The 16,393-nt window shown below is 63.4% G+C and carries 21 protein-coding genes; 11 read left to right on the plus strand and 10 right to left on the minus strand.

Annotated elements, in window-relative coordinates:
- The first annotated feature begins 19 nt into the window (after positions 1 to 19).
- The 4 genes from ACXAEK_RS09355 (at position 20) to ACXAEK_RS09370 (ending at position 2,126) form a co-directional block, all read left to right on the plus strand.
- Positions 20 to 631 (plus strand): DUF922 domain-containing protein, encoded by a 612-nt coding sequence (locus ACXAEK_RS09355; protein ID WP_475041419.1) that lies wholly within the window; start codon positions 20 to 22, stop codon positions 629 to 631.
- 127 nt (positions 632 to 758) lie between these two features.
- Positions 759 to 1,430 carry a CDP-diacylglycerol--glycerol-3-phosphate 3-phosphatidyltransferase gene (gene pgsA / locus ACXAEK_RS09360; RefSeq protein ID WP_475041421.1) on the plus strand — a complete coding sequence of 224 codons (672 nt, stop codon included), beginning with the start codon at positions 759 to 761 and terminating at the stop codon, positions 1,428 to 1,430.
- Entirely contained in the window at positions 1,430 to 1,675 is a 246-nt protein-coding gene (gene moaD / locus ACXAEK_RS09365; protein WP_475041423.1) for a molybdopterin converting factor subunit 1, read from the plus strand. The genes pgsA and moaD overlap by 1 nt, the downstream gene beginning before the upstream one ends.
- A gap of 4 nt (positions 1,676 to 1,679) precedes the next feature.
- The gene (locus tag ACXAEK_RS09370) at positions 1,680 to 2,126 is read left to right on the plus strand and encodes a molybdenum cofactor biosynthesis protein MoaE (protein WP_475041425.1); all 447 of its coding nucleotides are present in this window, start codon (positions 1,680 to 1,682) and stop codon (positions 2,124 to 2,126) included.
- Between the two features lie 357 nt (positions 2,127 to 2,483).
- On the opposite strand, the gene ACXAEK_RS09375 is transcribed toward ACXAEK_RS09370, so the two are convergent.
- Genes ACXAEK_RS09375 through ubiA form a run of 3 tightly spaced genes read right to left on the minus strand, consistent with a single transcriptional unit; the run spans position 2,484 to position 5,707 of the window.
- Entirely contained in the window at positions 2,484 to 2,798 is a 315-nt protein-coding gene (locus ACXAEK_RS09375) for a hypothetical protein (protein ID WP_039131391.1), read from the minus strand.
- Complete coding sequence (locus tag ACXAEK_RS09380; RefSeq protein WP_475041427.1) at positions 2,795 to 4,684, minus strand: OmpA family protein; 1,890 nt, start codon at positions 4,682 to 4,684, stop codon at positions 2,795 to 2,797. Before ACXAEK_RS09380 ends, ACXAEK_RS09375 begins: the two co-directional genes overlap by 4 nt.
- A gap of 60 nt (positions 4,685 to 4,744) precedes the next feature.
- Positions 4,745 to 5,707 carry a 4-hydroxybenzoate octaprenyltransferase gene (gene ubiA, locus ACXAEK_RS09385; protein WP_475041428.1) on the minus strand — a complete coding sequence of 321 codons (963 nt, stop codon included), beginning with the start codon at positions 5,705 to 5,707 and terminating at the stop codon, positions 4,745 to 4,747.
- A 12-nt stretch (positions 5,708 to 5,719) separates the two neighbouring features.
- Between ubiA and ACXAEK_RS09390 the strand changes: the two genes are divergently transcribed.
- The 5 genes from ACXAEK_RS09390 to ACXAEK_RS09410 all read left to right on the plus strand — a co-directional run bounded on the left by ACXAEK_RS09390 (position 5,720) and on the right by ACXAEK_RS09410 (position 10,214).
- Positions 5,720 to 6,445 (plus strand): 16S rRNA (uracil(1498)-N(3))-methyltransferase, encoded by a 726-nt coding sequence (locus ACXAEK_RS09390; RefSeq protein WP_475041430.1) that lies wholly within the window; start codon positions 5,720 to 5,722, stop codon positions 6,443 to 6,445.
- Positions 6,446 to 7,429 carry a hypothetical protein gene (locus ACXAEK_RS09395; RefSeq protein ID WP_475041431.1) on the plus strand — a complete coding sequence of 328 codons (984 nt, stop codon included), beginning with the start codon at positions 6,446 to 6,448 and terminating at the stop codon, positions 7,427 to 7,429.
- The gene (locus tag ACXAEK_RS09400) at positions 7,426 to 7,953 is read left to right on the plus strand and encodes a hypothetical protein (RefSeq protein ID WP_475041433.1); all 528 of its coding nucleotides are present in this window, start codon (positions 7,426 to 7,428) and stop codon (positions 7,951 to 7,953) included. The genes ACXAEK_RS09395 and ACXAEK_RS09400 overlap by 4 nt, the downstream gene beginning before the upstream one ends.
- Positions 7,954 to 8,018: 65 nt before the next feature.
- Positions 8,019 to 9,389: a glutamate--cysteine ligase gene (locus tag ACXAEK_RS09405; RefSeq protein ID WP_475041434.1), complete on the plus strand. Its 1,371-nt coding sequence runs from the start codon at positions 8,019 to 8,021 to the stop codon at positions 9,387 to 9,389.
- A 123-nt stretch (positions 9,390 to 9,512) separates the two neighbouring features.
- On the plus strand, positions 9,513 to 10,214 hold the full coding sequence (locus tag ACXAEK_RS09410; protein WP_475041435.1) for a GGDEF domain-containing protein: 702 nt from the start codon (positions 9,513 to 9,515) through the stop codon (positions 10,212 to 10,214).
- Positions 10,215 to 10,332: 118 nt separating this feature from the next.
- On the opposite strand, the gene ACXAEK_RS09415 is transcribed toward ACXAEK_RS09410, so the two are convergent.
- Entirely contained in the window at positions 10,333 to 10,809 is a 477-nt protein-coding gene (locus ACXAEK_RS09415; protein WP_475041437.1) for a YHS domain-containing (seleno)protein, read from the minus strand.
- A gap of 240 nt (positions 10,810 to 11,049) precedes the next feature.
- On the opposite strand from ACXAEK_RS09415, the gene lfb1 reads away from it, so the two are divergent.
- Complete coding sequence (lfb1, locus tag ACXAEK_RS09420; RefSeq protein WP_475041438.1) at positions 11,050 to 11,400, plus strand: LIC10280 family protein; 351 nt, start codon at positions 11,050 to 11,052, stop codon at positions 11,398 to 11,400.
- On the opposite strand, the gene ACXAEK_RS09425 is transcribed toward lfb1, so the two are convergent.
- The 6 genes from ACXAEK_RS09425 to ACXAEK_RS09450 are packed head-to-tail and all read right to left on the minus strand — an operon-like array spanning position 11,390 to position 15,467.
- Positions 11,390 to 11,611 (minus strand): hypothetical protein, encoded by a 222-nt coding sequence (locus tag ACXAEK_RS09425; protein WP_475045231.1) that lies wholly within the window; start codon positions 11,609 to 11,611, stop codon positions 11,390 to 11,392. The genes lfb1 and ACXAEK_RS09425 overlap by 11 nt on opposite strands.
- A 59-nt stretch (positions 11,612 to 11,670) precedes the next feature.
- A complete protein-coding gene (gene plsY / locus ACXAEK_RS09430) occupies positions 11,671 to 12,276 on the minus strand; it encodes a glycerol-3-phosphate 1-O-acyltransferase PlsY (protein WP_475041440.1) in 606 nt (201 codons plus the stop codon).
- Complete coding sequence (gene pyrC, locus ACXAEK_RS09435) at positions 12,276 to 13,586, minus strand: dihydroorotase (protein ID WP_475041442.1); 1,311 nt, start codon at positions 13,584 to 13,586, stop codon at positions 12,276 to 12,278. The genes plsY and pyrC overlap by 1 nt, the downstream gene beginning before the upstream one ends.
- The gene (locus tag ACXAEK_RS09440) at positions 13,583 to 13,966 is read right to left on the minus strand and encodes a hypothetical protein (protein WP_475041443.1); all 384 of its coding nucleotides are present in this window, start codon (positions 13,964 to 13,966) and stop codon (positions 13,583 to 13,585) included. Before ACXAEK_RS09440 ends, pyrC begins: the two co-directional genes overlap by 4 nt.
- Complete coding sequence (locus ACXAEK_RS09445; protein WP_475041445.1) at positions 13,966 to 14,499, minus strand: hypothetical protein; 534 nt, start codon at positions 14,497 to 14,499, stop codon at positions 13,966 to 13,968. Before ACXAEK_RS09445 ends, ACXAEK_RS09440 begins: the two co-directional genes overlap by 1 nt.
- A 5-nt stretch (positions 14,500 to 14,504) precedes the next feature.
- Entirely contained in the window at positions 14,505 to 15,467 is a 963-nt protein-coding gene (locus ACXAEK_RS09450) for an aspartate carbamoyltransferase catalytic subunit (protein ID WP_475041446.1), read from the minus strand.
- Between the two features lie 154 nt (positions 15,468 to 15,621).
- Here ACXAEK_RS09450 and ACXAEK_RS09455 point away from each other — a divergent pair, with 154 nt between their 5' ends.
- Positions 15,622 to 16,386 carry a uracil-DNA glycosylase gene (locus tag ACXAEK_RS09455; protein WP_475041448.1) on the plus strand — a complete coding sequence of 255 codons (765 nt, stop codon included), beginning with the start codon at positions 15,622 to 15,624 and terminating at the stop codon, positions 16,384 to 16,386.
- Positions 16,387 to 16,393: the final 7 nt, after the last annotated feature.

Genomic DNA, 16,393 nt, shown 5'->3' on the forward strand with positions numbered 1-16,393 from the left:
TTAACTGCCTGGAGGAATTATGCCTGTCTCCCTGACCGTGAAAACTGTTGTCTATGATACCTATTCGGTGTCCGGGAAAACGCTGCCGGACATTGCCAAAAGCATCAAGAAAAGCGGGCCGAAAGACCCGAACGACAACAAGAAGGTGGCTTTTCTGACCACCACGGAGCTGGAATGCCTGACCGCCAAGGGGAAATACGTGGCGGATGGCAAGGCAAAGATCGACAAGAAAACCGGCTGGTTCGAAGTGACGGCTAAGGTGTCGGCACTGAAACTGGTCCTGCACACGACGGTTAAATGTCCGAAACGCTCTGTCAGCGGGCTGTCGCCGCGAGCGCTGATCGAATGGTACCGCTTCTATGCCTGCTGTCTGGCACATGAGGCGCTGCACTTGGACAAGGCCAAGAAGGAATGCGACAAGATCGCCAAGGAACTGAACAAGCTGAAAGGCAAAGGGCTGGCGGACACTGAAGCGGGCGCGTTGAAGATGGCCAAGGAAGACCTGATGCGGGAGATCAACAACCACATTTTTGTTGACCGGGACCGGCTGAACGAGGTGCACCGGAAGTTTGACCATTCCAGCCACCACGGCGAAAAGAAGGGGGCACTGCTGGATACGTCCGTTGGATGAGAAAAACACGCCCCGCGTGCATTCGCCCAAAATTCCGCAAGGGGGCGCTGCGCGTCCGCGCCAGCCATCGCCGAATTTTGATTAAGCCCGCTTTCCACTTTCGAAACAGCCGGATAATGTGCGCCGCATGAAGTGGACTCTGCCCAATATTCTCACCCTGCTGCGGCTGGTCGCGGCGCCTGGCCTGGCCGTGATGTTCCTGTATTTCAGCCGCCCCTATGCGGACTGGTTTGCCCTGCTGCTGTTTGTGACCGCAGCGGTGACGGACTGGTTCGATGGCTATCTGGCGCGGGCCTGGAAGCAGGAAACCAAGATGGGCGCGATGCTGGATCCGATTGCCGACAAGGCGATGGTGGTGATCGCGCTGATGATCCTGGTGGGCTATTCAGCCGAACATTGGACTCCCTGGCTGGTGCTGCCCGCCACGGTGATCCTGTTCCGCGAGGTGTTTGTTTCCGGCCTGCGCGAATACCTCGGCGACACCGCTGGAACGCTGAAGGTAACAAAGCTCGCCAAGTGGAAGACCACCGCCCAGATGATCGCCATTGCCACGCTGTTTTCGCAGGGCATCTTTGAGCACTATCTGGTGATGTCTTCCTTTGGCATGGACCAGGTGCTGATCGATCAGATCATGACGGGGCAAGTCTCGGATGAAATGGGGCTGCGCTGGAAATTTGATGGCATGGTCTGGACTGGCCGCATTGGCCTGTGGCTGTTGTGGATTGCCGCGGGCCTCACGGCCATCACCGGGATCGACTATCTGCGCAAGGCGATGCCGCATCTGAAGGAGGCACACTGATGGATGTCCTGTATTTCGCCTGGGTGCGCGAGCGCATCGGCCTGCCGCGTGAGCGGGTGGAGACCACAGCAGCCACGGTGGCGGACCTGGTCGAAGAGCTGCGGGGGCGTGAAGAGCGTTATGCCGCTGCTTTTGCTGACCTCTCAGCCCTGAGGGTGGCGCTGGACCAGGATCTGTCGGACTTTGATGCACCGCTGGAGGGCGTGCGCGAGGTTGCCTTTTTCCCGCCGATGACAGGGGGCTGAGGCCATGCGGATTTCCGTGCAGGAAGCCCCGTTTGAGCTGGGTGCCGAAAGCGATGCCTTTGCCATGGGTGTCGAAAACGCGGGCGCTGTGGTGACGTTCACCGGCGTGGTGCGTGATGCGGATCAGGGCGGGCTTCAGGCGATGGAGATCGAGCACTATCCGGGCATGACGGAAAAGGCGCTGACCGCGATTGCCGAGGAGGCCATGATGCGCTGGTCGCTGGCAGATGCGCTGGTGATCCACCGCCATGGCCGCCTGGCGCCGGGGGAGCGCATCATGATGGTTGCCACCGCGGCGCGCCACCGCAAGGATGCCTTTGAGGCAGCGGAGTACCTGATGGATTACCTGAAATCCCGCGCGCCGTTCTGGAAGAAGGAAATCCTGGCCGGCGGCACCGCGGATTGGGTGGCTGCCAAAGACGCCGACGAGGAGGCCCTCAAGCGCTGGTGAAGCCAGGGCAGGCCATGTCAGCGGGGAGAACAGGGGGCTCCCGCCAAGCCTTCAATCATCAAAGATGATTTCCGCCTGTTGGGCTGGGCGCCGCGCTTTGCGCGGCGGGTTCTTCCGCTGAGAAGCCCTGGACGGGCAGGTTTGCCGGTCCAGGGCAGGACCAAGTTTGTTGAAGGCTAGCGCGTCAAGGACAAGCTGCTTCGCAGGGCCTGCGGCCTCCTTGACCCGCCGGGAAACCAGCCGGGGTCTGGGAAACGCCCGCGCCGCGCGCAGCGCGGTGCCATGCCCAAGGCTGTTCAGCATGTGCTGGCGCAGCCAGTGCGTGCTGCAGGCGCGGGAGTGCTCTGGTTCCGGATCTCAGTGCGGGATCTGGCTGCGCAGTTCCTCGGCCTCGCGGCGGGCCTCGCGCAGGCCTTCCATGGCAGCGCGCAGCTCCGCCTCGGTCTGAGTCAGCTGATTGGTCAGCTCCGCCTCGCGCTGCTGCAGATAGGTGATCGCCTGATCGCGGGTTTCCTCCGCCTCATGCAATTCCTGGCTCATCCGGTCGAGATCAGCCACGTCGCTTTGCCGCACCCGGGTGAAGCGGTGCACCAGCCAATTGGCGAACCAGCCCATGGCAAAGGCCGCAAACAGGATGATCGCGGTGGTGATGATGAACTCTGTTCTGTTCATTCCTCTGTGGTCTCCTGTGCGTCTTCTGCGCTTGCGGCGTCGCCGCCAATGTCCTCGCCGCCTGCGTCCGCCTGTTCCGCCGGGCGTACCAGTTTGAACTCGATGCGGCGGTTGGCCTCGCGGCCTTCTTCGGTGCCGTTATCGGCAATCGGTTCGCTCTCGCCATAGCCCTTGGCCGCGAAGGTCGAGGTCACCACCCGGCGCGCGCGCAGCTCATTCAGCACCGATTGCGCCCGGGCCTGGCTCAGGTTCTGGTTCATCACCTCGCGGCCTTGGCTGTCGGTGTGGCCCTGGATCTCCAGCCGTACCGGGCCGCAGTTGCCCAGCACCTCTGCGATCCGGTCCATGGTGCCCGCACTTTCCGCGGCAATGGTGGCAGATCCGGGCTCAAAGGCGATCTTGGCCTCGGCTTGGGCGCCGGCCAGCTGCGCCTCGCAAAGTTCCGGCGGAATCGGCTGATCCTTGGGGGCGGGCGGCTCTTCGTAGGTAATGTCGAGGCCGTAGGTTTCTGCCTCGCCCAGCTTGGCAGACAGGAAGCGGGCGATCTCGGAGGGCGTCTCCTTGCTGTAGCTCATCCCGCGCAGCTCCAGCGTGTCCGGTGTCATCGTTACCGCACCGCGCTGCAGGTAGGAAAGGGCCTCCAGCGAGGCCAGCACGCGCACCGGCCAGTCAGCGGGCAGATCCGGCACAACACGGGTGGCGGTGTGCACATTGCCGGTTCCAAAGCGCGCCTTGGCATAGCTGTCGGCCACTGTACGCAGGGCAGCGTCACTCAGCCGCCCGCGCAGCTGCACATGGCCCTCGGGGCTGAGCGTGGCGGTGAATTCCGGGATACCGCCGGTTTCCTGCGTTTCCGGCACTGGCAGCACGGCGTGCAGCGCAAAAACCCGGGGCAGGGCGCTTTCCAGTTCACCCACCACATGGTCAAATCGGGCTTCCTCGGTTCCTTCGGCTGCGGCCAGTGTAATGTCGGCGTTGGCAATTGTGACAGAGCCTGCACCCAGCTCAGCGAGGCCCGCGATGCTCAGTTCAGCCGCCCGGGCCCAGTTCGGCGAGGGCACCCCCATGCCAATGGTGCATTCTGCCTCCCCCTGCAGACCGGCCTTGCGTGCCGCCGCAAGGATCCGGTCGCGGCTCGCCTCGCTCTCTGCGGAGCAGGCGTCGAATTCCGCGCCGTCCGGTCCGATCAAAAAGCGCAGGGTAAACGGGGTGATCACAGGCCGCGGCGCAGCGATATCCAGCGCCAGCCGCAAGCCTGGCGGCGCGGTGCGGCCTAGTTGTTCTTCCAGCTGTGCCTTGGCCTCGACGCTGTCGGAGATCGCGGTAATGGAGACCTCTCCGGCGGCAACCGAAATCTTGGCGCGCGGCAGAAGTTTCAGGGCTTCAACGGCAAATTGCATCGCATCCTGCCAGCCTGCTGGCACGGTATATTTGGCGGTTTCCAGCAGGTCGGCAGTATTCTCAGCCCCGGCCAGGTTCTCCAGTTCTGCGACCAGCGCCCTGCGGCCGGAGCCTGCGGGGATCAGGCCGATGATGGAGATGCCGCCGTCATTGCGCAGGATCTCAGCCGAAAACCGCGGCGGCGCCAGCCCGTCGGCCGGCGGCACATCCATGCCGTCCAGGATCCGCGCTGCATCAACAACCGTGCCAACCAGAGATTTGACCGAAAACCGGGTGGCTTCATCCGGCGCAGTGCCTTCCAGCAGCACTTGCAGCCCGTCCGCCGTGACTTCTGCCCAGGAAAACCCGCCATCGTCCAGCGCCTGACGCACGCCGCGTTCGGTGGTTTGCTCCACGGCAGTGACGGCAAAACCGGCGGCGATGAGGCTCAGCCCGGCAGCGGCGGCAAAGGCCAGGCCCGGGATCAACAGCTTAGACAGGCGCATATGGCAGAACATTCCCAGTTTGCGTTAATGGCTCTTACCCTGCGCGGCGCGGCGGTTCAATCACACGAACATGGCCAGCACAAAGAAGATCAGCGGAATCAGGCCGGTATCACGGTTGAGCCGGAACAATTGCAGCAGCCTTTGGGTGTTTTCCGCGTCAAAGGCGCGCAGTTGCCAGGTCATGTGCCAGCCCATCGCCCAGGGGGCTGCCAGTGCCAGCACCAGCGCCAGCACCGAGGCCTTGTCCAGCATCGCACCGATCACGGCCATCGCCATCAGGCTGACAAAACCCACAATAAAGCGGCGCAGCCACATCGGGGTTTCGCTGCCGAACAGCCTGGCGGTGGATTTCACTCCGATCAGCGCGTCGTCTTCGGTGTCCTGATGGGCATAGATGGTGTCATAAAACAACGTCCAGGCGATGCCCGCCAGATACAGCAGAACCGGCGGCCAGCCCATGGAACCTGTATGTGCCGCCCAGGCCAGCATGGCGCCCCAGTTGAAGGCGAGACCCAGAAACACCTGAGGCCACCAGGTAAACCGTTTGGCAAAGGGGTAGACCGCCACCGGCAACAGCGACAGGATGCCCATAGCAATGGCCGCCTGGTTGAAGGTCAGCAGGATCGCGAGGCCCAGCAAGCATTGCAGCCCCATCCAGGCCAGCGCGCCCTTGACGGTGACTTGGCCCGAGGGGATCGGGCGCGAGCGGGTGCGCTCGACCTGGCCGTCGAACTTGCGGTCGGTGATGTCATTCCAGGTGCAGCCCGCCCCGCGCATCAGCCAGGCGCCTGCGGCGCAGCCAATGGCGATCCACAGGTCGCCCCAGCGCGGGCTTTGATCCGCCAGGATCGCCAGCGCCAGCCCCCACCAGCAGGGGATCAGCAGAAGCCAGGTGCCAATTGGCCGGTCAGCGCGGCTGAGCCGCAGATAGGGGCGCGTCCATTCCGGGGCATATGTGTCGACCCAGTTTCCCTTGACCGCATCCGCGACCTGACCCTCTGGTGCTGGTGTCTCGCCTTGCATATGTAGGACCCCATGAGTGCAAAAATCAGACTGTATGTAGAGCACCCATTGGGGGCAGGGCAATCGGTTCCCTTGGATCGTGATCAGGCGCATTACCTGTTCGGAGTGATGCGGCAGGCGGTAGGCGCCCCGGTGGCGCTGTTCAACGGCCGGGACGGTGAGTGGCTGGCAGAGGTTGCCGAGGCGGGGAAACGCGGCGGCACACTGGCGTGCCGGGAGCAGACCAAGCCCTTACAGCTGCCGCCGGACCTGTGGCTGATGTTTGCTCCGATCAAGAAGGCGCGCACCGATTTCATCGTCGAAAAGGCGGCTGAGATGGGCGCTGCACGCATCCTGCCGGTGCAGACCGAGTTTACCAACTCAGAGCGGATCCGCCAGGACCGGCTGCAAGCCCATGCGGTTGAGGCGGCAGAGCAGTGCGGCGGCACCTATGTGCCGGAGGTGGCGGATCTGCAGAAGCTTTCCCGTCTCTTGGACCAATGGCCGGCCGAGCGGCAGCTGATGTTCTGCGACGAGGCCGAGGTGGGCAATGCGCTGCAACTGGCTGCAGAGACACAGACGGGCGCACCCTGGGCAATCCTGATCGGCCCCGAGGGCGGCTTTTCCGAGGTCGAACGAAAACGCCTGCATGCGTTGCCGCAGTCGCATGTGGTCAGCCTTGGTCCCCGTATCCTGCGTGCGGACACTGCCGCCGTGGCTGCAATGACGCTTTGGCAGCAGTCTTTGGGAGACTGGTAATTGGGCCGTCTGGATCAGCAGCTGCTGCGTCTTGCGCGGCCGGAAGATTCCGCCCGTCAGATGGCTCAGGTGCAGCTCCAGGCACGGCTGAGATGGCCGGGCAGCGGGATCAGGCTGGAGAGTGTACTGAAGATCGCCGAAGAGGCTTCGGTGTTCCGCGGCCATCGCGGCAACGAACCAGTGGTCATCAAGAAATTCTGGGACCAGGACAGCCGGCGCAGCTTTGTCGGCGGGACGGTGCGTGCGCTTGGACGGTTTGACAGACTTGCGACGCATCCGGAGTTTTCTGTCAACAGATGTATTTCCAGTTCCGGCCGCCTCGGCCTGGTCATGTTGAGCTGGGAAGCCGGCACGCCGGTCAACAAGCTGATAAAGAAGTCCTGGGCAAACCGGCAGCAAATTCTACGGAAATGCTGCGCTTGGCAAGACTGGGCAAGCCAGGGCCAAGTTGTCCGCGCTGCCTTGCCCGCAAATGCGTATTACAAAGAAATCTCCGCCATTCTGGCCGCTTGCACCCGGCACCCTGACGCCGCGCTGCTGAAAGAGCTGGGACGGGAGCTGCTGAATTTTCTGGGACGTATCGAAGATCAGCCTGCGGTGCGGGCACCCGGGCACCCCGATTTTGCCCCGCGCAATCTGATCCTGCGTCCGGACGGGGGCGTGGCGGCAATTGACATCCATCGCAGCGGCACCTTCTTCGGTTCCCGCCAGGCGGCTATTTTCTTGGTTTCCAAGGACTTTAGCAGCAAGAGAAAAAAACGTCCGCTGCTTTACGGGCTGGACCGGCGGGAGATGCGGCTGTTTCTGGCCCACAGCAGCATTCCCGAAGAAGAATTCGAGACGTTTCTGGTTTTCTGCATTGGCCTTACGCTTCTTAGAATGCACTCTAAAAAAACCAGGCACATGCGGCGCAGGATGTTAAAATGCCGCCGTATTCAGGCTTATCTCGATGATCTCAGGCAGGGCAGGAGGATCAAAGCATGAGTTTCATCCGTCCCGAAGCCCGCGAAACCCTGTGGCAATGGCGCGAGGTCCTGGCCGCGGTCTTGATGTTCCTGCTGGGGCTGAAATGGGCGTTTTCCTCAGCCGGTTTTATGGCGATCACCGGCTGGGCTTTGGTTGCGACCGGCCTTGTGGCTGCGGTCATCGGGGTCCAGCGGATGCGGTTCCGGCGCGGCAGCGGCGGCCCTGGCGTGGTACGGGTGGATGAGGGGCAGATTGCCTATTTCGGGCCGCTCACCGGCGGTGCCGTTGCAGCCTCGGAACTGGAACGGCTGGCGCTGGACCATACCTCCAAACCGCCGCACTGGCTGCTGGAACAGCCCGGCCAGCCGCCGCTGGCAATCCCGGTGAATGCCGAAGGCTATGAGGCGCTGTTTGACGTCTTTGCCGCCCTTCCTGGCCTCAAGACGGAGCGGATGCTGGCGGAACTGCGCCGCCGCGGCCCTCACCAGGTCGTGATCTGGGAGCGCGCCGCCAGCCGGCCGGAACATCAGCGCCTGCATTGACACTGGCCGCGATTCCGCCCACGACTGACCGTTCAAGACAGATCTAACAGGACGGAGTGCCAGGCATGTCCATTCCCCAGTCCGGCGGCGGGCCGATCGAACACCACGAGCAGCTTGCCCAGTATCTTGCCGACGGCTGCAAACCCAAGGAAGACTGGCGTATCGGTACCGAGCACGAGAAGTTCGGCTTCTGCAAGGACACGCTGAAGCCGCTGCCCTATAAAGGCGAGCGCTCGATCGAAGCTGTGCTGACAGGCCTGCGCGACAGCCACGGCTGGGCGCCCGTGACCGAAGGCGGCAATCTGATCGGCCTGGAAAAAGACGGCGCCAATGTCAGCCTGGAACCGGGCGGCCAGCTGGAACTGTCCGGCGCGCCGCTGGAAACCATTCATGAGACCTGCGACGAGGTGAACGCCCACCTGCGCGACGTCAAGGACATCGCTGATAAGATCGGCGTCGGCTTCATCGGCCTCGGCGCGGCCCCGGTCTGGAGCCATGAAGACATGCCGCTGATGCCCAAGGGCCGCTACAAGCTGATGGACGGCTACATGCAGGAAGTCGGCACCATGGGCACCACCATGATGCGGCGCACTTGCACCGTGCAGGTGAACCTCGACTTCTCCTCCGAGGCCGACATGGTGCAGAAACTGCGGGTGGCGCTGGCGCTGCAGCCGGTGGCTACAGCGCTGTTTGCCAACTCCCCGTTCCTCGATGGTCAGCCTAACGGCCACAAATCCTGGCGCGCCCGGGTCTGGCGCGACCTGGATGCCGACCGCACCGGCATGCTGCCATTTGTGTTTGAAGACGGCTTCGGCTTTGAGGCCTGGGTACAATATGCGCTCGACGTGCCGATGTATTTTGTCTACCGCAACGGCGAATACATCAACGCGCTGGGCATGTCCTTCCGTGACTTCCTGAAAGGCGAGCTGCCGGCGCTGCCGGGCGAAACCCCGACGCTCAGCGACTGGGCCGACCACCTGACCACCATCTTCCCCGAGGCCCGCATCAAGAAATTCATCGAGATGCGCGGCGCCGACGGCGGCCCCTGGCGCCGCCTCTGCGCGTTGCCCGCTTTCTGGGTTGGTCTGACCTACGATCAAAGCGCGCTGGACGCCGCCTGGGACCTGGTCAAGGGCTGGGACGCAGAGACCCGCGATGCCCTGCGCGTTGCAGCCTCTGAGCAGGGGCTGCAGGCCAAGGTGAATGGCATTGACATGCACGAACTGGCCCGCGAAGTGGTCGCAATCTCGGAAAGCGGCCTGAAGGCGCGGCGCAAGCCCGGGGCGGGCGGTCTGGTGCCGGATGAAACCCATTTCCTCAATGCGCTGAAAGACAGTCTCGACAGCGGCCGCGTGCCTGCCGATGAGCTGCTGGCGCGCTACGAAGGTAACTGGGGCGGGGATCTCAGCCGTATCTACAGCGAATTTGCATACTAAGCTCAGTGGCTCGGGCGGCCCAGGCGGGCCGCCAATAGTTTAGATGCGCCTATACTTTAGATACATTGTAATTATCTAAAGTATCGCGTCACAGTCCTCTTCGGGGAAGTTCTCGGGGATTTTATGCTGGCGATTAAAAGTCAAAGCCAGAAATGGTATTTTGTTGCATCGGTTACAGTGGTGGCATTGGCGGTGTCCTGGCTCGTGACAGCGCTCACGGCGCCGGAGGGTCTGACCCGCGCCGCCCTGGTGCCTTCGACCCTGGCTCCATTGCTGATTGCGCCTCTTTCCTCGTACTGGGCAGCGTGCAAGCTTCTGGAAATCCATACGCTCAATCAAAAGCTCTTGCATCTGGCGGCGCATGACCAGATGACGTCGCTCTACAGCCGGGATCATTTCTTCCGCCTTGTCGGCAGCTTGGATGACGGCTTTTGCGGCAGTTTCCTGCTGGCGGATATCGACGGTTTCAAATCCATCAATGACGCCCATGGGCACCAGACCGGCGATGAGGTGATCCGCTTCGTGGCACGGGCACTGAAAGACAGCGTGCGCCCGGATGGGATTGCGGCGCGTTTCGGCGGCGAGGAATTTGTTGCCTGCCTGCCGGGCATCCAGCTGTCCGATGCCTACCAGCTGGCTGAGGATCTGCGCCGCGAGATCGGCGCCAGCCCCTTGCCGCTGGGGAAAAGGCTGATGTGCACGATTTCGATCGGATTGGGGTATTACGACGGCAGCCGCCCGGTCGAGGAAGTGCTGCGGGACGCGGATGAGGCGCTGTTTGCAGCCAAAAGCAAAGGCCGCAACAGGGTGCAGGTTTTGGGGTGAATCCGGTGGCCCGCCGCGGTCTGTACTGGATCCTGCCGGCAGGATACCGGGCATAAAAGAAGCCGGCGGCAGGATGTCCCGCCGCCGGCCGTTTGCATGTGAGTGGCAGCGTCAGCGCTTATTGCGCCTGCAGCTCTGCCGGGGTTTTGTCGGCGATATCGCTCCAGTTGGCGTTGGCGTTCTGCACAAAGCCCGGAATGTCGCCTTCCCAGCGTTCCTGAATGTCCTGCGACAGGTTCAGATACAGGGTGTTGTCAACGATTTTCCAGTGGTTCGGGTCACCGTCGAACTTGAAGCCCATTGCGGTGCCAAAGGCGCAGTAGCCGCCGTAGGCCGGCAGGTAGGCTTCGGGATTCTTCTCAAATGCCGCTTTGTGCTCTTCGGAAGCAAAGCGGTAGGTTGCGTCATTGAAAACAGAAGTGATTTTATAGCTGCCCTTGGTGGGGGCACCGTCTGTGAAATATGCGACCGGGTCATAGCCCTGCATTGCCAGGCCGGTGGAGGATGCGTTGATCTCAACGCCTGCCGCCAGTGCCGAGGTTGCCATTGCAACCGACAGAGCCACACCGCTGATCAGTGCTTTTACTTTGTTCATGGTCCCGTCCTTTCAAGTTCCGGCCGTGGCGTTTCCAAATGCTTGCCCGGCCGGCGTTTCACCATGTGTGCCGCGGTATGCTGCGGGTCACGGAACCCATGTGGAGAGACAGGCGATCACGTTCAAAACAACTCAATTTGAATGTGCGTCAGGCTGAGATTGCCTGTGCATTTCTGCGCAGAACGGGTGACAGGGGCCAGCCCGCCGGCCAAAGTGGCCGCAGGCAACATGGAGTTGAGGATGACACGTGCAAGACTTGGCCGCCGGGCAATCCTGAGCGGGCTGACGGTTCTGGCCTTCCTGGCCGCCCCGGCCTTCGCCCAAAGCGTCAGCGGCGTCTATCGGGCCGAAGGGCGCAACCCCGATGGCAGCAGCTATACTGGTACCGTGCAGATCCAGGAGAGCGGCACCAGCGTCCAGATGGAATGGAGCATTGCCGGGCAGAGCCTCTCTGGCAGCGGAACGCGCAATGGCGATGTGGTCTGGGTCGATTGGGGCCAAACCTATCCGGTGGTCTATGTGCGGATGCCCAGCGGCGAGCTGCATGGCACCTGGGCCAATGGCCGCGCGTTGGAGCGGCTTATCCCGTAACCTCCAGCGTCAGCACAAATCGGGCGACTTTTTCTTCGGACATTTCGCAGGGCTTCAGCAACGCGCCGGATCCCAGCCGGTAGAGGTTGAGGCTGATGTAATCCGTACCGCCCAGTTCGCGGGCTACCAGCTTTTGGGCTTTGCCGCTGGCCAGGTCCTCGCGGGTGACGGTGTATTTGCGCCCGTCCGCAATGCCGGTGAAACCGCCCATCGGCAGCGCATCAAAGGCGGTCAGAAACGCGTCCAGCCCGCCTTTGCCTGCCTCTTGGTTCACTTCTGGCCGATCCGCGGTTCGGTGCCTGCGCGCAGGCGGGCGATATTGGCCGAGTGGCGGATGAAGACCACCGTGGCCAGCAGTAAGGCCAGCAAGGCCACTGGCTGATAACCCAGCACAAAGGCCCAGACCGTGCCTGAGGCGGCTGAGACCAGCGCCCCCATTGACGAGATGCGGGTCACGGCGGCGGCCGCCAGCCAGGTCAGGCAGCAGGCAATGCCCACCGGCCATGCCAGCGCCAGCATCAGGCCCAGGAAGGTGGCGACGCCCTTGCCGCCCTTGAAGCCCAGCCAGACCGGGAAGCAATGGCCGAGAAAGGACATGAGGCCGGCCGCCTGCGCTGCATCCTCGCCGGCCAGGAAGCGAGCCAGCAGCACTGCCGCCGCGCCCTTGCCGCCATCCAGGAAGAGCGTCAGTGCCGCGGCGGCCTTGCTGCCGGTGCGCAGAACGTTGGTGGTGCCGATATTGCCGGAGCCGATCTCGCGCAGATTGCCCAGCCCAAAAGCCTTGGTGACCACCATGCCAAAGGGCACGGACCCCAGGCCATACCCGATCACCGCCCACAAGATCAGCACCGCGGCAGAGCTTTCAATTACTGGCATCAGTCCCTCCGGTAGACAGGCTCGCCTGCCACATAAGTGGCCTCGACCCGGCCCTGCATGCGCTGGCCGTCATAGGGGGTGTTCTGCGATTTCGAACGCAGCTTGAAACGGTCCAGTACAAAAGGCACGTCTGCGTCGAACAGGACCAGGTCGGCTGGTGCACCCGCGGCCAGGCGGCCGCTTTCCAGTCCCAGGCGTTTCGCCGGGTTCAGCGACATGGCGCGGAACAGGGTTGGCAGGTCCAAGAGTTCAGCGTGGTAAAGGCGCAGCGCGGCGGGCAGCAGCGTTTCCAGCGCCACCGCGCCGGCGGCGGCTTCCTCAAACGGCAGCCGCTTGCTTTCCTCGTCCTGCGGCGTGTGCATCGAACTGATAATGTCGATCAGCCCGGTCCGCACTGCCTCAACCACCGCCAGCCGGTCGTCTTCCGAGCGCAACGGCGGCTTCACCTTGAAGAAGCTGCGGTAGCCCGCGACGTCCAGCTCATTCAGCGTCAGGTGGTGGATCGAGGTGCCCGCGGTGATGTCGATCCCGTTGGCCTTGGCGCGCTCCAGCGCGGGCAGGGCGCGCGCTGTGGTGATCTGGTCGGCATGGTATTTGGCACCCGTCATTTCCAGCAGGGCAATATCGCGGTCCAGCCCCATCCGTTCTGCCATCGGTGAAACTGCGGGCAAGCCATAGAGTGCAGCGAACTTGCCGCTGGTGGCTGCCGCGCCCTTGCTCAGCACCGGCTCCTGCGGGTGGGCGATAACCAAGGCATCGCAGGAGCGCGCATAGGTCAGCGCGCGCTGGAACACCTTGGTGTTGGCAACCACGTGGTCGCAGTCGGAAAAGGCCACCGCACCGGCATCCATCAGGAAGCCGATCTCGGTCATCTCCCGGCCCTCGCGGCCCTTGGTCAGCGCCGCCATCGGCAGCACGTTTACCGGCGTGTCGGCCTGGGCGCGACGGGTGACGAATTCCAGCGTCTCCGGGCTGTCGATCGCAGGCGCGGTGTCGGGGCGGGTGACAATGGTGGTGACCCCGCCGGCCGCTGCCGCAAGGCCTGCGGATTTATAGCTTTCCTTGTGCCGCTCGCCGGGCTCGCAGACCTTGACGCCGATGTCGACAATTCCCGGCGCCAGGCATTTGCCGCCGCAGTCCTGAACGGTGGCGTCCTCCGGCCGGATGCTGTGCGCGGCCAGCAGCTGCTCAGGACCGGCTGCGCCTTTCTCAACCGCCGCAATCCGCCCGTTGCGGACCAGAACCGCACCGGGCGTGTCTGTGCCTGCCTCGGGGTCGATCAGGCGGGCATTGGTGAACAGAGTGGTCATGCCTTGGCTCTTTCAATTGCGTTGAGGGTCGCGGCCGGGTCGGCCTGGTATTTGATCAGATGCTTGTCGCCGCTTTTGGTGATGACCTGCACGTAGCTGCCCATGGTTTTGACAGCTTCAATTTGCGTGACCGGAACCGAACGTCCGGCCGGGCCTGAAAGGCTTTCCCGGGTCAGGGTCCAGACCACCGCCAGCTCCTCGCTGGCCATGTACCAGCCGCGCAAGGCGATGGCAGCGAGCCCGCCCACGGCACCGGTCCAGACGTGGGGGCTGTCAAGAAACCACAGCACGGCCATCGCGCCGCCCATGCCAATCGCGGCCATCCAGGCATGAGCCCGTACATAGGCGCCGCGGTCAGGCTTGAATTCCGTTTCTGCCATCAGAACACCAGCCCCCAGACAGCCAGCGCAATCAGCGTCATGACAATGGCGAACAGCGCAGCCCCAATGCGGCGGGCCTGGCTGCGGGCCTCGCGTGGAGAGAGCTTGGGTGCGGAGTGGGGTTTGGCGCTTTCGGCGGCGGCAGGCGCGGCGCTCCAATTGGTCTGCCGCTCGCCATAGGTGCCCTTGAGCACGATCTGCTCTGCGGGGGTCAGCCGGGCCTCCTTGCCGCCGAAGGCGCGGGAGCGGATCAGCAGGACGTGGCCTTCCATCGCCTGCAGCATCTCGCGGTCGTCTTCGACCTGAGCCCGCGGCACTCCGCAGCCCTCGGTCAAGTAGCCGGTCAGGCCGATGTCTTCCAGGTCTGAGACCGGAAAGATCTCCACCTGATCCATGTCCAGCGCTTCAATGCCCAAAACCTGCGCCAGCGCGCCGGGCTCTTTCAGGAACGCCGCCTGCTCGGGCCGCATGTCGAGGGCAAACAGCCGGATCACGCCGCGCTCGCCCGCCGGGATATGGATGACACCCTGCAAGCGGCTCAGCCTGCCCGGCTTTGATTGGGGGCTTGGCGTTCGGCGCGCAGGTTGCGGGCCAAAAGGTCCATCGCCGCCATGCGCACCGCGACACCCATCTCGACCTGCTCCTGAATGACCGAGCGGTTGATGTCGTCGGCAAGCGTCCCGTCGATCTCGACCCCGCGGTTCATGGGGCCGGGGTGCATGACAATCGCGTCGGGCTTGGCCTGCGCCAGCTTGTCGGCGTCAAGCCCGTAACGGTGGTAATATTCGCGCTCCGACGGGATGAAGCCGCCGTCCATCCGTTCTTTCTGGAGGCGCAGCATCATGACGACGTCCACGTCCTTCAGGCCTTCGCGCATGTCGTCATAGATCTCGGCGCCGAATTCGGCGAACTGGCTGGGCACCAGGGTCGGCGGGCCGATCAGGCGAATGCGGTTTTCCATCTTGCCCAGGAGGATCAGGTTGGAGCGCGCCACGCGGGAATGCGCAATGTCGCCGCAGATCGCGATGTTCAGCCGGTGCAGACGGCCCTTTGAGCGGCGGATGGTTAGCGCATCCAGCAGCGCCTGGGTCGGGTGTTCATGCTTGCCGTCACCCGCATTCAGCACTGCACAGTTCACCTTTTGCGCCAAGAGGTCCACAGCGCCGGAATGGGGGTGGCGCACCACCAGCAGGTCAGGGTGCATCGCGTTCAGCGTCATCGCGGTGTCGATCAGGGTCTCCCCCTTTTTGATCGAAGAGGCCTGCATCGCCATGTTCATCACATCGGCGCCCAGCCGCTTGCCTGCGAGCTCAAACGAGGCCTGGGTTCGGGTGGAGTTCTCAAAGAACATGTTGATCTGGGTGAGGCCCGCTAGCACGTCGGAGTGCTTCTCGGGACGGCGGTTCAGCGCCACATACTCGTCGGCCAGATCGAGGATCGCGGTGATCTCATGCGGCTTCAGCGGTTCGATGCCAAGCAGGTGGCGGTGTTCGAAGGACATATGGGGCGGCTCCGCTTGATTTGCGGGTTCTTATAGGCGGGGTGTGCAGGGCGGGCAACGGCCGGCTGCGCCGCAGGCCGGGGAATTTGAGTATTTGCAGCAAGATGAAAGGGGAGGTGTTCCGCTTGTCTGGCAGGCGGGGTAGCTTGGGCGCATGGAATCGGCATTGGATTACTGGAGCGCCAAGGCGCTGTTGGAGTGGCAGGTTGAGCTGGGCGCCACCGAAGCGCTGTGCGACGCGCCAGTCGACCGCTATGCGCTGGAGCAGGCGGCCCCCAAGCCGAAACCGGGCGCGGCACCTGCGCCGCCGCCCAAACCCAAGGAAGTGGATCCCGTTGACGTTGCCAAAAAGGCTGCCAAAGGCGCGGGTTCGCTGCCATCCTTGCGCGATGCGATGGAGGGTTTCAGCCACTGCGACCTGAAACGCGGCGCCCGCAATCTGGTGTTCTCGGACGGGCAGCCGGGCGCGCGGGTGATGATCATCGGTGAAGCACCGGGCCGCGACGAGGATCTGCAGGGCAAACCGTTTGTGGGCCGCGCCGGGCAGCTTTTGGACAAGATGCTGGAGGCGATCGGCCTCAGCCGCGCGGAAAACGTCTATATCACCAATGTGCTGCCTTGGCGGCCGCCGCAGAACCGCGACCCGCTGCCTGCCGAAATTGCCATGCTGACGCCCTTCCTGGAGCGGCATGTGGCCTTGGCGGAACCGGACATCCTGGTGCTGATGGGCAATATCAGCTGCCAGGCGGTTCTGGGCAAGCGCGGCATCACCAGGCTGCGCGGGCAGTGGGATCAGGCCTGGGGCAAGCCGGTCATTCCGATGTTCCACCCGGCTTTTTTACTGCGCCAGCCCGCGCAAAAGCGGCTGGCCTGGGGTGACCTTCTGGAGCTGAAGGCGCGGCTCGGGAGCTTGACCTGAGGCAGCC

It is taken from the genome of Leisingera sp. ABM4_101 (assembly GCF_056158725.1).

Bases quoted from the DNA above. Each gene is read 5' to 3' on its own strand.
- ACXAEK_RS09415 (WP_475041437.1), bottom strand. From the start codon at position 10,809: ATGAACAAAGTAAAAGCACTGATCAGCGGTGTGGCTCTGTCGGTTGCA.
- ACXAEK_RS09400 (WP_475041433.1), top strand. From the start codon at position 7,426: ATGAGTTTCATCCGTCCCGAAGCCCGCGAAACCCTGTGGCAATGGCGC.
- pgsA (WP_475041421.1), top strand. From the start codon at position 759: ATGAAGTGGACTCTGCCCAATATTCTCACCCTGCTGCGGCTGGTCGCG.
- ACXAEK_RS09410 (WP_475041435.1), top strand. From the start codon at position 9,513: ATGCTGGCGATTAAAAGTCAAAGCCAGAAATGGTATTTTGTTGCATCG.
- ACXAEK_RS09390 (WP_475041430.1), top strand. From the start codon at position 5,720: ATGAGTGCAAAAATCAGACTGTATGTAGAGCACCCATTGGGGGCAGGG.
- ACXAEK_RS09370 (WP_475041425.1), top strand. From the start codon at position 1,680: ATGCGGATTTCCGTGCAGGAAGCCCCGTTTGAGCTGGGTGCCGAAAGC.
- moaD (WP_475041423.1), top strand. From the start codon at position 1,430: ATGGATGTCCTGTATTTCGCCTGGGTGCGCGAGCGCATCGGCCTGCCG.
- ACXAEK_RS09405 (WP_475041434.1), top strand. From the start codon at position 8,019: ATGTCCATTCCCCAGTCCGGCGGCGGGCCGATCGAACACCACGAGCAG.
- ACXAEK_RS09355 (WP_475041419.1), top strand. From the start codon at position 20: ATGCCTGTCTCCCTGACCGTGAAAACTGTTGTCTATGATACCTATTCG.
- ACXAEK_RS09380 (WP_475041427.1), bottom strand. From the start codon at position 4,684: ATGCGCCTGTCTAAGCTGTTGATCCCGGGCCTGGCCTTTGCCGCCGCT.
- ACXAEK_RS09440 (WP_475041443.1), bottom strand. From the start codon at position 13,966: ATGGCAGAAACGGAATTCAAGCCTGACCGCGGCGCCTATGTACGGGCT.
- ACXAEK_RS09450 (WP_475041446.1), bottom strand. From the start codon at position 15,467: ATGTCCTTCGAACACCGCCACCTGCTTGGCATCGAACCGCTGAAGCCG.
- ACXAEK_RS09455 (WP_475041448.1), top strand. From the start codon at position 15,622: ATGGAATCGGCATTGGATTACTGGAGCGCCAAGGCGCTGTTGGAGTGG.
- pyrC (WP_475041442.1), bottom strand. From the start codon at position 13,586: ATGACCACTCTGTTCACCAATGCCCGCCTGATCGACCCCGAGGCAGGC.
- lfb1 (WP_475041438.1), top strand. From the start codon at position 11,050: ATGACACGTGCAAGACTTGGCCGCCGGGCAATCCTGAGCGGGCTGACG.
- ubiA (WP_475041428.1), bottom strand. From the start codon at position 5,707: ATGCAAGGCGAGACACCAGCACCAGAGGGTCAGGTCGCGGATGCGGTC.
- ACXAEK_RS09425 (WP_475045231.1), bottom strand. From the start codon at position 11,611: ATGGGCGGTTTCACCGGCATTGCGGACGGGCGCAAATACACCGTCACC.
- ACXAEK_RS09375 (WP_039131391.1), bottom strand. From the start codon at position 2,798: ATGAACAGAACAGAGTTCATCATCACCACCGCGATCATCCTGTTTGCG.
- plsY (WP_475041440.1), bottom strand. From the start codon at position 12,276: ATGCCAGTAATTGAAAGCTCTGCCGCGGTGCTGATCTTGTGGGCGGTG.